This is a genomic window from Paenibacillus sabinae T27, from assembly GCF_000612505.1.
GTDB lineage: Bacteria > Bacillota > Bacilli > Paenibacillales > Paenibacillaceae > Paenibacillus_AQ > Paenibacillus_AQ sabinae.
Genome location: NZ_CP004078.1, coordinates 1,419,654 through 1,434,763 on the forward strand (window position 1 = coordinate 1,419,654; position 15,110 = coordinate 1,434,763).

Below are 15,110 nucleotides of genomic sequence, written 5' to 3' on the forward strand. Positions count from 1 at the left end.
ATATTTCAGAGGGGTGTAGCTTGTATGAAGCACAGCTGGTGGAAGGAAGCCGTCGTCTATCAGATTTACCCGCGAAGCTTTATGGACAGTGACGGGGATGGGGTAGGCGACCTGCAGGGCATTATCATGAAGCTTGATTATTTAAAAGAGCTGGGCATTGACGTGATCTGGCTGAGCCCAGTTTACCGATCTCCAAATGACGACAACGGTTATGATATCAGCGACTACCGGGAGATCATGGACGAATTCGGTACGATGGAAACGTTTGAACGGCTGCTTCTTGAAGCCCATAAGCGAGAAATCAAAATCATGATGGATCTGGTCGTCAATCACTCTTCGGATGAGCATCCGTGGTTTGTAGAGGCCCGGTCCTCCAAAGACAGCCCGTACCGCGATTATTACATTTGGCGTCCGGCCAGGGAGGACAGTAATCTGCCGAACAACTGGGGCTCCCATTTTGGCGGCTCCGTATGGGAATATGAAGAAACGACCGGTGAGTATTTCCTGCACCTTTATTCGAAAAAACAGCCGGATTTCAACTGGGAGAATCCAAAGCTTCGAAGGGAATTATACGACATTATGACCTTCTGGCTGGATAAGGGGGTTGACGGCTTCCGGATGGATGTGATCAATATGATTTCGAAAGCGGAAGGTCTTCCGGACGGAGAAGTCTATGAAGGGTGTGCATTCGGGGACGGTAATCCTTATTACAGCAACGGTCCGAAAATCCATGAGTACCTGCAGGAAATGAACCGCGAGGTTCTGTCAAAGTACGATCTTATCACGGTCGGGGAGATGCCGAAAGTGGGCGTGGAGCAGGCCAAGCTGTATACAGGCTCGGACCGCGGCGAGCTAAATATGATCTTTCATTTTGAGCATGTTACAGTTGGCAACGGACAGTTCGGACGCTGGTCACCCATGGAATGGAAGCTGACGGAACTAAAGACGATCTTTAACCGCTGGCAGTATGGCCTTAAGGAAGACGGCTGGAACAGCCTGTACTGGAGCAATCACGACCAACCTCGCGCCGTTTCAAGGTTCGGCGACGACAGCAGCGAATATCGTGTGCTTTCCGGCAAAATGCTAGCCACCTGCCTGCATGTGCTTCAGGGCACCCCTTATATCTACCAGGGAGAAGAGCTAGGGATGACCAATGTGGGATTTGAAGCCGTTTCCGATTACCGGGATATTCAGACGGTGAACGCTTACCGGGATTATGTGGAAGCAGGAAAGCTGACGCATGAACAGATGATGAACGCCATCCATCAGCGCAGCCGGGATAACGGACGAACACCCATGCAATGGTCCGATGCCGGAAATGCCGGATTCACAAGCGGAGTCCCGTGGATCGCCGTAAATCCGAACTATAAGGAAATCAACGCCGAGCAGGCTGTGAATGATACGGACTCTATCTTCCACTACTACAAAAAGCTGATCCGGCTTCGTAAGGAGCACAAGATCATCGTCTATGGAGCTTTTGATATTCTGCTGGAGGAAGACGAACACATTTATGCCTTTACGAGATCTCTTGGATCGGAAAGGCTGCTCGTGCTCTGCAATTTCTCGCGCGACACCCGGCTTGTCGAGCTTCCGGAAGAATTTCAAGGCTCCGGCAAGGAGCTGCTTATCGGCAATTATAAGATCAACTCCGCGACTGAGCGTTCGGAGGAAAGCGGAAGTCTGCAGCTTTTGCCTTATGAGGCCCGTGTTTATCGGGTTACCGTTTAACCGTAAACCAAGACGTGTCCCGGATTGACCGCCGCGAGCGATCCATCCGGGACACGTTCTTTTTTGATGCGCGAAGAGCTTTTTGCCGTCCGGGATTTCCGGACCATAAGCCTTCGCGCTTTTTTTTGCCGAAAGATTTGACTTTCTTACTTGAAGCACAAATAATGGAATTCAGTTTGAGCCGATTGAATACATGGTATGATTAATGTGATGAATAAGCGATACAGGATGAATTGAACGGTGCAATATAGCGGCTGAGATTAAGAGCCTTGGAAGAGAAGGCGGATATTTTGCAAGCGCAGTCATAAGGAGGGGGAGGGGCATGGGAAACGGTATAAAAGGATGGTTCGGCAGACTGCCGATCCGCCGCAAGATCATCCTTATCTTTATGCCGCTGATCATCTTTCCGCTGCTGGCGCTTGGTCTGCTGTCTGGGGAAATGTTCAGCCGCTCGGTGATCGAGAAGACCAAGAACAACGTCAGGGACGAGTCCCGGCTTATTCTCTCTCAAATTGACTCCATCGTGAAAAATACGGAGAGCAGCGCCAATATTATGCTGACCGATATCAACCGTCTGTATGATGAACGCTCGGCCGCGCCCGAGGCGCTGGTGGAAGAGAAGTTCCGCATTTCCACACTGCTGATAATTGTGCTGGCCCTGATGTTCTCGTTCGCCATCGCAAGAATGCGCTGGAAATTAGAGGAATCATGATGACCTGAAGCCGATGGTTATCGTCTATCTGTTCTTCAGCGAACAGGTCGAGAATGCAATGACGGTCGGTTCGGCTGTAAAAGGGTAATCCTTCGCATGAAGGAACCGGATATTCCACAAATTGAACACGCGATCATGACAAAAGCACGAAAGAGCGTCCCGGCATGTTCATAGCGGGACGCTCTCGGTTTTTATTTATTCATTAATAAGATGAACTTAAAAATGACGTCAGGGTAAGGAGTAACGAAGGAGAAGTTAAGTTCATTTTATATCCCCACACCTATTCCTCCAGAAAAATCAAACCGATAACATCCTCCGGCTCAATTCTGCCGAAATAATGCTTCAGGTCGAGGTGGGAAAGCGCCTGCCGGATCTCCTGCTGCTCATACCGCTTGCCGCGCAGCGCGTCTTCCACATCGGCAACGTCGCCCACGCCGAAGAAGTCGCCGTAAATCTTGATGTTCTCGATCCGCGCGTCCTTGATCTCCATCCGGATATCCACGATGCCGCCGGGGAACTTGACCGCATGCTTCACGTTGCTCTTCGGCGACCGTCCGTAGTTCCAATCCCAGTTCTGGTACCGCTCCTCCGAGATTTTGTTGATCTGGAACCAGTCCTCTTCCTTAAGCTTGTACTGCGGCACCTCGGAAGGCTCCATGCCGAAGATGGACCGGAGCAGGCCCGCGCGGAATTCCTCAATCGTCATGTCCGTTCCGAGCAGCTCCTTGATATTGGCGACCCGGCTGCGGACCGATTTGGTGCTCTTGGATTTGAATTTTTCCGGATTCGCATTCAGCGACGCCTGCACGTCATCCAGATTCAGGTCGTACATCAGCGTGCCGTGGCTGAACATGCGCCCCCGGGTTGAGAACTGGGCGTTGCCGGAAATCTTTTGCTCCCCGACCTGAAGATCATTGCGTCCGCTGAGCTCCGCGTTAACGCCCATGCTCTGCAAGTAGTCGATGACCGGCTGGGTGAATTTCAGAAAGTTATGAAACGATTCGCCGTCGTCCTTGGTGATGAAGCTGAAATTCAGGTTGCCGAGATCGTGGTAGACCGCCCCACCGCCGGACAGCCGGCGCACAACCTTGACCTGATGCTCCTCCACATATTCCTGATTGATTTCTTCTATAGTATTTTGATGCTTGCCGATAATAATGGACGGAGCGTTGATATAAAAAAGCAAGTAGCTGTCGTCCATGGGCAGAAACTTCAGCGCGTATTCCTCAATCGCCAAGTTGATGGCCGGGTCCGTAATGCCGGCGTTATCGATAAAGAGCATAGTCCATTCCTCCGTTTAGGCTAATGAATACAGCTACTATTTTAAACCAGTTTCGCCTGTTTCACAAAAGAGATCCGGTCGGCACACAGAACCGCAACCGGCCGAAAACGCCGCGTGTGCGGTTCTTTTTTTGTCCTCGCAAATATGCCATGATAACGGTGGAGGAGATACGCGCATGTTCAATGATTTCAAGCTTGCAGAGGGCCGTCCGGTCTATCTTCAGGTCAAGGATTATATGAAACGGCTGATTGTCCAGGGTGCGCTTCAGGCGGACCGGCGGCTTCCCTCGACCAGAGAGCTGGCGGGGCTGCTAGGCGTCAGCCGCAATACGGTCATCTCCGCTTATGCGGAGCTTGAGGAAGACGGCTTCGCTTATACCGTCCAGGGCAAGGGCAGCTTCGCCGCCGCGGTATCGCCTGTCCGGGCAACTGAAGATAAGGTGCCTGCCAGCAGTGAAAAGCTGGATTGGAGCGAACGCCTCAGCGATTACGCTCAGCTCGCGGAGGAGCTGGATCTGATGAAGCGCGGCATCCGGGGTGCAAAAGGGATCATCTCGTTCACGAGCATCGCGCCGGACGAGAAGCTGTTCGATCTGGACAGCGTGAGGCGCGCTTTTTCGGACCGGATGGCCGTGGAGGGAAATGTGCTGCTGAATTACGGCTATGCCAAGGGCTACAAGCCGCTGATCGACTATTTAATGGATTATATGGCCCGCAAGGGCGTGGATACACGGGATAAAGATATGCTGATTACGAGCGGCTTCACCGAGGGCTTTGACATCGTGCTGTCGGCGATCCGAAAGAAAAGCGGCACGGTGCTGTGCGAGAACCCGACTCACAATACCGCGATCAAAAACTTGAAGCTGCACGGTTTTGAGATCAAAGGCATTCCGATGGAGCAGGACGGCATCAGCATCGGGGGGCTGGAACAGGCACTGGCGGAAGGGGCGTATGATCTTGCCTATTTCGTTCCGTCCTATCATAACCCGACTGGCATCGTGACCTCTCTGCAAAAAAGGCTGGAGCTGATGACCCTCATGAACCGTTTCCGGATTCCCGTCGTCGAGGACGGGTTTAACGAGGAGCTGCGGTACTCCGGCTCGCATGTGGCGCCGCTGGCAGCCATGGCTGGGGCAGGGAACGGCGTCATTTATATCGGAAGCTTTTCGAAGGTGCTCTTTCCGGGACTTAGAGTGGGCTGGGTGCTTGGGGACCGGCGGCTGATCGGCATTCTCGAGAGCATCAAGCGGGCAAGGAACATTCATACCTCGACGCTTGACCAATCGCTGCTCTATCAATATTTGCATAACGGCAATTTGGAAAAATATTTACGCAGAGCGCGGGCCGAATATAAGCGGAAATACGAGCTGACGCTTGCATGCTGCCGGGAGATGATTCCTTATTCCTCCCTGTCAGGAGACGGCGGGCTGCATCTGTTCATGGCGTTTGAGCAGGGCTTTGATACCCGGAAGCTGCTGGCGGCCTGCTCGAAAAGAGGCGTGATCTTCACGCCGGGAGACAACTTTTATACAGACGGAACAGGCGGGAACACGCTGCGGCTGGGCTTCTCCAGAGTGGCCGATGAGGACATCCGCAAGGGAATCGCCATTATCGGGAAAGCGGCAAGAGAGCTGTTGAACAGCTAAGGAAGGAATGACTGCAGCCGGCGACAACAGGATGAATAGGCTTGCATGAGAATGGATGAACCGGTTAACAAAAAGGAGCGATACACATGAAGGTTGGCGTGATTATGGGCGGCATTTCGTCGGAAAGAGAGATTTCACTGAAGACGGGCGCGGAGATACTGAAAGAGCTGGACCCTGCCAAGTATGAGGCCGTTCCGGTCGTCATCAATAAGCGGGAGGAGCTGGCGGAGCAGGTGCGCGGCCTTGATCTTGCGCTGCTCGCGCTGCACGGGGCATTTGGCGAGGATGGAACGGTGCAAGCCGTGCTGGAATCGCTGGATATTCCGTATACAGGAAGCGGCGTGCTGTCCAGCGCGATCTGCATGGATAAGGATATGTCTAAAAGACTGCTCCGCGCAGCCGGCATCCCTACCGCCGATTGGCTGTGCTGGAACCATATCGACGAGTTTGCGCCGGAGGCGGCGGAACAGCTCGGCTATCCGGTGATCGTCAAGCCTTCTTCGGGCGGCTCCAGCATCGGCATGACCAAGGTGAACGGGCCGGGTGAGCTGCAGGGTGCTGTAGCAGAAGCTTTCCGCTGGGACCGGGCGGTTATGGCCGAGCGCTATGTCCGGGGAATGGAGATTACCTGCTCCATACTGGACAGAGAGACGCTGCCGATCCTCGGCATCGTTCCACAGAACGCGGAGTGGTTCGACTACGAAGCCAAGTATACCGAGAACGGAGCGGTAGAGCAGGTCGCCGTTCTGCCCCCTGAGCTGGAGCGCGAGGTGCGGAAGATCGCCCTGGATTGTTACCGGGCGCTGAAATGCAGCGTGTACGCGCGGGTCGATATGATTCTATCGGACGGTGTTCCCTTCGTCCTTGAGGTGAACACGCTGCCGGGCATGACGTCCGCCAGCCTGCTGCCCAAGAGCGCCAAAGCCGCCGGGCTGACATTTAGCGGTCTGCTCGATGCCATCATCACCGCTTCGCTGAAGGAAAGGGGCGTGCCCGTCCATGTCCGGTAATTGGATTTGTCAGACCGTCCGCGAGCTTCCGCCGTCGGGCATCCGCGCCTTCTTCGAAACGGCCGCAAATGACAAGGACCTCATTCAGCTTGGAGTTGGCGAGCCCGATTTCCGGGTGCCGGAATCGGTCCGGAAGGCTTGCATCCGCGCGTTGAACCGGGGAGAGACTGGATATTCCTCCAATGCGGGGCTGCCGGAGCTTCGCAGGGAAATCGCCGGGTATTTAAGCGCCGGCTTCGGGCTATCTTATGATCCCGGGACGGAGATCATCGTCACGATGGGCAGCAGCGAAGCGTTGGATATTGCGCTTCGCACGGTCCTTTCGCCGGGGGACGAAGTGATTATCCCGTCACCCGGTTATGTGGCCTACGCGCCGATGGTTGCGCTGGGCGGCGGAGTCGTGATTCCCGTGGAGACGAAGCGGGAAGAAGGCTTCAAGCTGACGGCCGAGGCGCTGCGGCGGAGCATTACCCCGCGCACGAAGGCGCTTCTCGTAAATTACCCGAGTAATCCGACCGGCGCGGTGATGACCCGCCGGGATTGGGAGCCGATCGCCGAGCTTGCCGCCTTGCACGATCTGGTTGTTATCTCGGATGAGGTCTATGCCGAACTGACCTACGGTGACCGGCATGTCAGCATAGCGTCGCTGCCGGGAATGAAAGAGCGGACCATCGTCATCAGCGGTTTCTCCAAGGCGTTCGCCATGACCGGCTGGAGAGTCGGTTACTGCTGCGCAAGCGGCGAGTTGGCCGCAGCGATGCTCAAAATTCACCAATATATCGCCATGTGCGCTCCGGTTCCGGGGCAGATTGCCGCTCTTGAATCGCTGCGGAGCGGGCTTGAGGCGAAAGACCGGATGAAGGCTGCCTTTGACGCGAGGCGCGCTCTGTTCGTGGAGGGCTTGAATGCGCTCGGCCTGCCATGCCACATGCCGGACGGCGCTTTCTATGCCTTCCCGTCGGTAGCCGGAACCGGGCTGACCTCGGAGCAGTTCGCGCTCCGGCTTGTCCGCGAAGCCGGCGTCGCAGTCGTCCCCGGTTCCGTGTTCGGACCCGGCGGGGAGGGGTACGTCCGCTGCTCCTATGCCGCTTCGTCCGGGCAGCTGGCCGAGGCGCTGCGCCGGATCGGACGTTTTATGGAGTCCCTCTCTCCGGGCGGGCATGCGTTCGACTTTCAGCAGGACCAATCAACAGGCTGCGGGGGAGCGGGGATTGAAGCCGGGGCGGCTGCGGTCGGCTCTTAGCCCGCAAACGGCCGGACTTTGGCGGCCAAATTCGAGGAGCCGCTGGGCCCGGGACCGGATGATGTTCGAAGCCGAAGCCGCCGGTCAGTGTCAGGGCAGCACAAAAGGTCCCGTCAGGCAAGGTGGATGCCTGACGGGACCTTTTTGAAATGCGTTAAATTTTGAACTTCCGGACCGCTTCCTGCATTTTCAGCGTCTGCTCATGTAAATGCTCGACCGTCTTCGCATGGCCGTCCAGCTGTTCCTGCTGGGAATGGTAATTCTCGTTCAGCGCTTCGGCCCCCGCCTTCGATTTGGAAGTGATCTGCGCGGTTTCTTCTACGGACGCGGTCACTTCCTCGGTTCCGGCCGAAATTTCCTGAGTGGCTGCGGACACGGACTGGATGCTCTGGTTGATGCTTTGAATGAGGACGGCAAGGTGATTAAAGGCATTGCCCGCTTCTTCGACCTTGCCCACGCCGGACGCGACCTCTTCATTCACCTCGCTCATGCTGGCTACCGAACGCTGCATTTCCTCCTGCAGGCTCAGCAGGAACCCGCGGATCTTCTCAGTTGCTTCTCTGGACTGCTCCGACAGCTTGCGCACTTCTCCGGCGACAACGGCGAAGCCTCGGCCATGCTCGCCCGCCCGTGCCGCTTCAATGGAAGCGTTGAGGGAGAGCATCTGGATTTGCTTGGTGAGCTCCGAGATGCCCTGGACGATATCGCCGATTTTCTGCGACTGCTCGTCCATTTTGCGGAACTGCTCCAGCGATTCCCTGGAAGCCCGTCCGACCTGGCGCATCTGTTCGACGGCGCTCTGAGCCGTGTCGTTGCCGCTGACCGCTTCGGCGGAGGCTTCATGAATCTGCTCGGTGACCTCGCCCGCAGCGGAAGCGATATGCTGGATGCCCGAGCTGATTTCTTCCATGGCACGGGCGTTATCCGCGGCGCTGCTTGCGATTAACGAGCTGCCCTTGCCGATTTGTTCGACAGATTCGTTGGAGCGTTCGGCCATATTGCGGATACCGTCCACGCGCTCCTTCAGATCATTGGAGTCGGCCATAACGGTGTCGGCGGTATGCAGCACCTGACCAATCAGCTCTTTCAGGCGCTGGGTCATCGTTTGGAAGCTTTCGGCCAGCCTGGAGATTTCATCATGTCCTTCCACAACCAGCTCCTGGGTGAAATCGCCCTCGGCCAGCCGGTCGCTGTATGCCGCGAGCCGGGTAATCGGACGCGTAATCCGGCGGCTCATGAACAGAGCGGCGGCCATGCTGATGACCAGGGCCAGGAGCGTAATCCCTGCGCTGGTCCACAGGATGCTGTTCATCTTGTCTTCAACAAAGGTTAAGTCCGAACTCACGCCGACGATAAGGCTGCTGCCGGGGATGCCGACATAGGCCGTCTTATGTATGCCATGACTGTCTTTGTATATGTCGCTGATCGCGGGTTTTCCCTTGGAGGCTTGCTGAAGGGCCGGAGTCACGACCAGCTCTTCCTTCCGTTTCAGCGCCGAGCCGTGATCCGCGCTCAGTACGACGGCTTTGCCGTTATTGTAGTCTGCCAGAAAGATCGTCTCCACATTATGCTGGGTACGCTTGTCCTGGAAATAATACTCAACATTCGTGGCAGCCTGGTCGTTGCTGCGGGATTGCTGGGCGTGGGTTGTATTCAGTGCCTTGAACACATCCTGCGAAGCTACGCCGAGCAGTTTATCAATCTGCGGGACGACATAGCTCTTGATGGTGTTCACGGATATGAAGTAAAAGCTGATACTAAGCGTAAGCGAAGTAAACAAGAGGGCGGCGAGCAGCAACAACATAAATCTCCGGCCGATGGAATGCCTGATCCGAAACATACGGTTCTCTCCTTTTTATTACAAGTAGTAAATTCCCATATCCGTAAGGCGGATTTGGCAGGGCAGCGGGAAATTCATAGATGCTTGGGTCTTTGATCCTACCTTTCACCGTGTATTAAGACATGGCGGGAACGTGCATGAATACTATTTTATATAATTAACCCTCGGTTGAATAGATGGAAATGTTCTGATGTAAGGTAAAATTTTCTGCAATATCATTACTTTTCCGATTTCTTTCGAAAGGTTTTTCTTTTTTCTGCAACCGGCGCCGTGTTCAGAGCATACTCTTTTATAAAAAAATTGTCGGAATCCCCTGGATTTCAACTTCCGCAGCAACAAAAAAAAGAGAGTGCCGCGCCCAGAGGACAAGCGGGACTCTCTCTTATGTTTAATCGGCTTCAGTTACAGTGTCAGCACGGTCAGTCCTTTCGGGAACCGGGTCAGCGTCCGGGCACCGCCGCCCTCAACAAGCACCTCGTCTTCGATTCTGACGCCTCCGATTCCCGGTACATAGATGCCGGGCTCCACCGTAAAGACGTTGCCGCTCTCCATGATGTCCGTATTCAGGCCGTGCAGGGAAGGATATTCATGGGTATCCATGCCAAGGCCGTGGCCGACGCGGTGAACAAAATAAGACCCGTACCCCGCCTTGTCGATAACGGTCCGGGCCGCCAGATCGACCGAGCCGTATGAAGCACCGGCCTTTGCGGCGGCAATGCCGGCTTCGTTGGCGGCCAGCACGGTGTCATAGATGCGGACAAGCTCGCTGTCCGCCCGCTCCACGGCGAAGGTCCGGGTAATGTCGGAAGCGTAGCCGTCCGCGAATACGCCGAGATCGAACATCAGCAGATCGCCCGCCGTGATTTGGCGGCTACCGGGAACGCCGTGCGGGAGGGCGGTATTCGGACCGGACAGCACCATCGTATCGAAAGACGGACCGGAAGCGCCGAGCTTTTTCATCAAATATTCCAGCTCCGCGACAAGCTCAATCTCGCTTACTCCTTCCCTTACGTGGGCAAGCCCCTGGCTCAGCACTTCCTCCACCAGCTTGGCGGCGTGCTCCATCCGCGCGATCTCCTCCGGCGATTTAATGGCGCGCATCCGCCTTAGAAGCGGGCCGATATCGGCAAAGCCTTCTGCCTGCACGGCGCTGGACAGAAGCTCAAAGCTCGCGACGGAGAAGTGTTCCTTCTCGATGCCCAGCTTTCTTAGGCTCGGACCGAAGCGCTCCTTCAGCAGAGTGTACGGGTCATCCGTATCGCTGTGCGTCACAATGGAGGAGACGGACGACGAAGCATGGGCCGACTCGGCGTCGAGCGCGGGCACGACAAGCACCGGCTCTTCGCCGCGGATAAGCAGCAGGCCCAGAAACCGCTCGTGCGGATTGCTGGCGAAGCCGGTCAAATAGTATACATGTTTGGGATCGGTGACAAGCAGGGCGTCCAGTCCTTCTGCTGTCATTTCCCGTTCCAGGCGTTTCAGAGCTTCATTCATTGGCGTATGGCTCTCCCTTCGATATACAATAAACAGTGAATATCTTAATCCATTCGCCTGCAAAAGGCCAGCCGCCGCCGGAGCTCTTAAATGATTGACTTTCCGGGCGGCCATGGATTACCTTGAAACTAGTACGCGCTTGATGGGGGAATGAATAGATGGATTGGCAGAAGAGCCTAATTGAAGACGCAACGCTGGAAGATCTGCCGGGGATCGTGGCGATTTACAATTCGACTATAGCGGGCAGGATGGTTACGGCCGACCTGGAGCCCGTGAGCGTGGAGGACAGGCTCGCCTGGTTTCATGAGCACAGAAGCGGGCATCGTCCCCTATGGGTGCTGAGGAAGGACGGGGAAATTGCCGCCTGGCTGAGCTTTCAGTCGTTTCACGAAAGACCGGCCTATAACGGAACGGCGGAGCTCAGCATTTATGTAAGCGAACAATACAGGGGAACAGGAGCCGGGAGCCTGCTTGTGAGCAAAGCGCTCGAAGAATGCGGGCGGCTTCAAATCACTAATCTGGTGGGCCTGGTATTCGGTCACAACGGACCGAGTCTCGGCCTATTGGAGAAGTTCGGCTTTGAACGATGGGGGCTGCTGCCGGAGGTAGCCGAGATGGACGGAGTGCTGCGCGATCTCGTTATCGTCGGCCGGAAGGTTTAGAGCGCCGGAAGTCTGCTTCGGGCGAAAAAAAGAAACCGGCCCGGCCGGTTCCCCTTTTATGCGATCTTCAATCGATCAGGTATGCTGGCTGCTGCATTCGGAATCGGTTTCAATCCAGTCCCGCGACCAATGCTCCAAACCGCGGATAACCGATTCCAGCGCCAGTCCTTTTTCGGTCAGGGAATACTGAATGCGCACCGGCGTCTCGGGGAAGACTTCGCGGCGCACAATGCCCTCCTGCTCCAGATCCTTCAGCCTCTCGGACAGAAGTCTTCCGCTGAGTGGAAGGGAGGCTTCGATGGTGCCGAAACGCTGGGGTCCCTGAAGCAGCTGGTAGATGATCAGACCGGTCCAACGTTTTCCGATAATGTCCATGCTTTTTTGCAGACGGGGACAAAGGGAAGTCTGCTTCATGAGTCTCACCTCTTGCTTTCTATTATAAACGAAAAGACAATGGACCAAAACCAATTTGAATAAATAAAGGAGGGAACACCCAGTGGCAAAAAAGAAGAATATGCCGAATACACCTCGGGCGGCCAAGGAGGAGCCTCAAGCTACCTTGAAGGACCTACTGAGCAGCGAGGTGCTGAATAAGCTGAAGGCGCAGGCCGACGAGCTGAAGAATGAGGAGGCCGCCCGCAAAGAAGCCGAACGGAAGGCGGCGGAGGAAGCGCGGAAGGTGGAGCAGAAGCGGCTCGACAACGATTTTGGCCATCTGCTGGAGAACAGCAGCCAGGACTGGCGCAAATACAAATAAGGCAAGAACAAAGCTGGCCGGAACCTTCGGTCGGCTTTTTTAAGTTCAGCCCAGCGAGCGCCAAGTCTCTTGTCATAATACGTCCGGCAAAGATTAAAAAGTTGTTACTTAATGAATGATGAGGCGGAATATGATAGGGGTACAAATAGAAGCGAGACTGCCGATGGTAAGGAGAATTTTACGTTGAGAAAAAGAATCGTCCCTGTAATGGCTGCCGCAATTCTGATCGGTCTTGCCGCTTTTTTCGGTCTCAGACACAAGTCCCGTGAAGTTGATTTTGATATTGGGGGACGGAAGGTCAAAGCATCCGGCCCCATCGCATATTCGGGCCATGAACTGCTGGTCCCGCTAAAGTTCGCCGAAAGGCTGCTGGGCGTAAATATCCGCTGGAATCCCCCGTCGCCTTTGCCGAAAGGAGTATACTACCGGGACAAGGTTGCGGTCCTCATGTACCATCACCTGTCCCGGAAACCGCTGCTGCCCTCGATTTTGTCGGAGGACCGGTTCACCGAGCAGATGAAGCTGCTGAAACAGGATGGGTATCATGTGATCACCATGGAGCAGTACCGGCGGTTTATGCTTGATAACGGCAAGGTTCCGGACAATGCCGTGCTGATTACTTTCGATGACGGCTACGAGAGCTTCTATAAGCTTGCTTTTCCTGTCCTGCGGAAATACGGGTATACAGCGGTGGACTTTGTTATTGTTTCCGATGTCGACAACCCCGGCAAAGGAGGTCTGCCCAAGCTGACCTGGAGCCAGATGCGTGAAATGAAAAAATTCGGCATGGGCTTCTACAATCATACCTATGACCTGCATTATTACGTCCCTGTCGATGATCAGGGAGGAATGGGGCCGGCGCTTAGCTCACGGCTGTATATCGACGATGAGACGCGCAGCGAGTACAACGAGGAATATTACCGCAGAATTACCGGAGATCTCGGATTGGCCGAGCGCAGACTGAAGGAGGAGCTCGGCAATACCGACTCTGCGCTTGCCTTTCCGTACGGGTCATATAATGACCGCGTGCTGGATGCAGCGGGTTCGCTTGGGATTCCTCTGACTTTCACCGTCAAGGAAGGGCTGGCGGAGAGAGGCGAAACGAATGCCGACCGGATTAACGGGGGAAGCAATCTGCGCACCGCCGCCCAGACGATCGGACGAATCAGAAAATTCGTGCCCAAACGGGAATTGACGGTTAACGGGCGCGGCGTGCCGCTTGCCGCCGTCCAGCCGCAGCTAAGGAAGGGAACACTTCTCGTTCCGCTTGACGATATCTGCCGGTCGCTGCACATCGCCATGAATTACGACGGTCTTAAAGGCATGGTTAAGCTGACGATGCCGAAGGCAAGGCATGCATAGCGCCGCAAGCGGGGAACGTACGAAACAGGAGAATCACCGGCCATTTCTTCCCGACGAACCTTGTTCAAGGCTCTTGGTCCGCTGCTCGCCGCTTACAGTCTGGCTTCGCTCGGCTCTTATATTTTTGACATCGGCATTATCGTTGAGCTATACCGGAGGACGGGTTCTCCCGCCGCCGTCGGAGGATATTTCATTATTCAGTTTCTGCCCGCGCTGCTGCTGACTCCGGCCCTCGGAGCTTTCATCGACCGCTGGAGCCGCAAACGGATACTGCTGTGGACGAATCTTGTACGGGCCCTGACGGTAGGCGTCCTGCTGATCCACTTATCCGTCGAAACGATCTATGCGGCCGCTGTGCTGCTCGGGATATGCGACGAAGTCTACGCCGCCACGGCTAATGCCATCGGTCCCGAGCTTGCCGGCCCGCAGGACCTTCCGCGCTTCAATTCGCTGCTCTCCGCATCGGACTCGATAAATCTGATCGCCGGTCCCGCCGTTGCCGGACTCTGCGTGTCGCTTGGCGGCATTGGTATAAGCATCGGAGCAGATGCCGCCGTGTTCGCGCTTGCAGCCCTGCTGGTGCTGCTGATGCCGTACCGGGCTCCGCGCAAGGAAGCTGAGGCTGCGGGATTTCTTGAGGAGATGAAGGCGGGGCTGCGGATCGTTTCGGGCGAGCCGGTTGTCCAAAAAATGCTGCTCGTCTGGGGGCTGCTGCTCGCCGGCGTCGGCAGCACAGGCTCGCTGATCGTTGTCTTCATCGGCGGCACGATGGGGCTTCCGGCCGATAATTACGGATGGGTGATGGCCTTTCAGGGGGCGGGAATCATTACCGGTTCCGTATGGATTATGTCAAGGAAAAAGGCCCCGCGTCCCGGGAGGCTTATCCTCCTCGGGATGACGCTCATCGGCGCCGGGCTGCTCGCCGTATCGACCGCCGGCACGCTGGCGGTTCTGCTCGGAGCCTATCTGCTCATCGGACTTGGCGCCGCAGCCGCGCCCAATGGCATCCGCTCCACGCTGCAAAGCGAGCTCGACCCGGGCGTGCTGGGCCGTGTGTTCATTACGGCCCGTTTCGTGGTGAACACGGTCCGGACGCTGTCCATTGGCGCCGCATCGCTGCTTGCCGGTATTACAGGTCTTAGAGCTATTTTCGCCGCAGCGGCGTTGTGCGTTCTTCTGGGCGGAAGCGCCGCTTATGTGATGGGAAGGCGGGGAAGGCTGGCCGGGGAAGGCCGAAGAGAGTGGAATTGATGTCTTCGGAAAATAAAGTATGATTGATAATAAACTTTGTGCCATTTATAATCATAGTGAGAAACATTTTCTATCTTTTTAGTTATTTTCCAGCTCTCTATTAAATGATGAAAGGATGATGCCA

The 15,110-nt window shown here is 55.6% G+C and carries 13 protein-coding genes; 9 read left to right on the forward strand and 4 right to left on the reverse strand.

All coding sequences use genetic code 11. The features are described 5' to 3' along the window. The first annotated feature begins 24 nt into the window (after positions 1-24). Both PSAB_RS06515 and PSAB_RS06520 read left to right on the forward strand, forming a co-directional pair. Positions 25-1,728 (forward strand): glycoside hydrolase family 13 protein, encoded by a 1,704-nt coding sequence (locus tag PSAB_RS06515; RefSeq protein ID WP_038595617.1) that lies wholly within the window; start codon positions 25-27, stop codon positions 1,726-1,728. Positions 1,729-2,050: 322 nt separating this feature from the next. Further along, on the forward strand, positions 2,051-2,440 hold the full coding sequence (locus PSAB_RS06520; RefSeq protein ID WP_025333772.1) for a hypothetical protein: 390 nt from the start codon (positions 2,051-2,053) through the stop codon (positions 2,438-2,440). Between the two features lie 280 nt (positions 2,441-2,720). Here the strand turns inward: PSAB_RS06520 and PSAB_RS06525 are convergent, their stop codons facing one another. Beyond that, complete coding sequence (locus tag PSAB_RS06525; RefSeq protein WP_025333773.1) at positions 2,721-3,722, reverse strand: lipoate--protein ligase; 1,002 nt, start codon at positions 3,720-3,722, stop codon at positions 2,721-2,723. 175 nt (positions 3,723-3,897) lie between these two features. Here PSAB_RS06525 and PSAB_RS06530 point away from each other — a divergent pair, with 175 nt between their 5' ends. The 3 genes from PSAB_RS06530 (at position 3,898) to PSAB_RS06540 (ending at position 7,620) form a co-directional block, all read left to right on the forward strand. Beyond that, positions 3,898-5,367, forward strand: coding sequence for an aminotransferase-like domain-containing protein (locus PSAB_RS06530; protein WP_025333774.1), 1,470 nt, complete (start codon positions 3,898-3,900; stop codon positions 5,365-5,367). Positions 5,368-5,453: 86 nt separating this feature from the next. Further along, positions 5,454-6,377, forward strand: coding sequence for a D-alanine--D-alanine ligase (locus PSAB_RS06535; RefSeq protein WP_025333775.1), 924 nt, complete (start codon positions 5,454-5,456; stop codon positions 6,375-6,377). Continuing rightward, entirely contained in the window at positions 6,367-7,620 is a 1,254-nt protein-coding gene (locus tag PSAB_RS06540; RefSeq protein ID WP_025333776.1) for an aminotransferase class I/II-fold pyridoxal phosphate-dependent enzyme, read from the forward strand. Before PSAB_RS06535 ends, PSAB_RS06540 begins: the two co-directional genes overlap by 11 nt. Before the next feature lie 154 nt (positions 7,621-7,774). Here PSAB_RS06540 and PSAB_RS06545 read toward each other — a convergent pair whose 3' ends face one another. After that, positions 7,775-9,460, reverse strand: coding sequence for a methyl-accepting chemotaxis protein (locus PSAB_RS06545; protein ID WP_025333777.1), 1,686 nt, complete (start codon positions 9,458-9,460; stop codon positions 7,775-7,777). Between the two features lie 402 nt (positions 9,461-9,862). Continuing rightward, positions 9,863-10,954, reverse strand: coding sequence for a M24 family metallopeptidase (locus PSAB_RS06550; RefSeq protein ID WP_025333778.1), 1,092 nt, complete (start codon positions 10,952-10,954; stop codon positions 9,863-9,865). A gap of 158 nt (positions 10,955-11,112) precedes the next feature. Between PSAB_RS06550 and PSAB_RS06555 the strand changes: the two genes are divergently transcribed. After that, the gene (locus PSAB_RS06555) at positions 11,113-11,616 is read left to right on the forward strand and encodes a GNAT family N-acetyltransferase (protein WP_025333779.1); all 504 of its coding nucleotides are present in this window, start codon (positions 11,113-11,115) and stop codon (positions 11,614-11,616) included. Between the two features lie 75 nt (positions 11,617-11,691). Here PSAB_RS06555 and PSAB_RS06560 read toward each other — a convergent pair whose 3' ends face one another. Continuing rightward, positions 11,692-12,030 carry a winged helix-turn-helix transcriptional regulator gene (locus tag PSAB_RS06560; RefSeq protein ID WP_025333780.1) on the reverse strand — a complete coding sequence of 113 codons (339 nt, stop codon included), beginning with the start codon at positions 12,028-12,030 and terminating at the stop codon, positions 11,692-11,694. Between the two features lie 82 nt (positions 12,031-12,112). On the opposite strand from PSAB_RS06560, the gene PSAB_RS06565 reads away from it, so the two are divergent. The 3 genes from PSAB_RS06565 to PSAB_RS06575 all read left to right on the forward strand — a co-directional run bounded on the left by PSAB_RS06565 (position 12,113) and on the right by PSAB_RS06575 (position 14,986). After that, positions 12,113-12,373: a YqkE family protein gene (locus tag PSAB_RS06565; protein ID WP_025333781.1), complete on the forward strand. Its 261-nt coding sequence runs from the start codon at positions 12,113-12,115 to the stop codon at positions 12,371-12,373. Positions 12,374-12,556: 183 nt separating this feature from the next. Further along, a complete protein-coding gene (locus PSAB_RS24495; RefSeq protein ID WP_025333782.1) occupies positions 12,557-13,735 on the forward strand; it encodes a polysaccharide deacetylase family protein in 1,179 nt (392 codons plus the stop codon). Positions 13,736-13,795: 60 nt separating this feature from the next. Next, a complete protein-coding gene (locus PSAB_RS06575; protein ID WP_025333783.1) occupies positions 13,796-14,986 on the forward strand; it encodes an MFS transporter in 1,191 nt (396 codons plus the stop codon). Positions 14,987-15,110 lie beyond the last annotated feature (124 nt).

Excerpts from the sequence above, each read along its gene's own strand:
- PSAB_RS06515 (WP_038595617.1), top strand. The coding sequence starts at position 25 with ATGAAGCACAGCTGGTGGAAGGAAGCCGTCGTCTATCAGATTTACCCG.
- PSAB_RS06520 (WP_025333772.1), top strand. The coding sequence starts at position 2,051 with ATGGGAAACGGTATAAAAGGATGGTTCGGCAGACTGCCGATCCGCCGC.
- PSAB_RS06525 (WP_025333773.1), bottom strand. The coding sequence starts at position 3,722 with ATGCTCTTTATCGATAACGCCGGCATTACGGACCCGGCCATCAACTTG.
- PSAB_RS06530 (WP_025333774.1), top strand. The coding sequence starts at position 3,898 with ATGTTCAATGATTTCAAGCTTGCAGAGGGCCGTCCGGTCTATCTTCAG.
- PSAB_RS06535 (WP_025333775.1), top strand. The coding sequence starts at position 5,454 with ATGAAGGTTGGCGTGATTATGGGCGGCATTTCGTCGGAAAGAGAGATT.
- PSAB_RS06540 (WP_025333776.1), top strand. The coding sequence starts at position 6,367 with ATGTCCGGTAATTGGATTTGTCAGACCGTCCGCGAGCTTCCGCCGTCG.
- PSAB_RS06545 (WP_025333777.1), bottom strand. The coding sequence starts at position 9,460 with ATGTTTCGGATCAGGCATTCCATCGGCCGGAGATTTATGTTGTTGCTG.
- PSAB_RS06550 (WP_025333778.1), bottom strand. The coding sequence starts at position 10,954 with ATGAATGAAGCTCTGAAACGCCTGGAACGGGAAATGACAGCAGAAGGA.
- PSAB_RS06555 (WP_025333779.1), top strand. The coding sequence starts at position 11,113 with ATGGATTGGCAGAAGAGCCTAATTGAAGACGCAACGCTGGAAGATCTG.
- PSAB_RS06560 (WP_025333780.1), bottom strand. The coding sequence starts at position 12,030 with ATGAAGCAGACTTCCCTTTGTCCCCGTCTGCAAAAAAGCATGGACATT.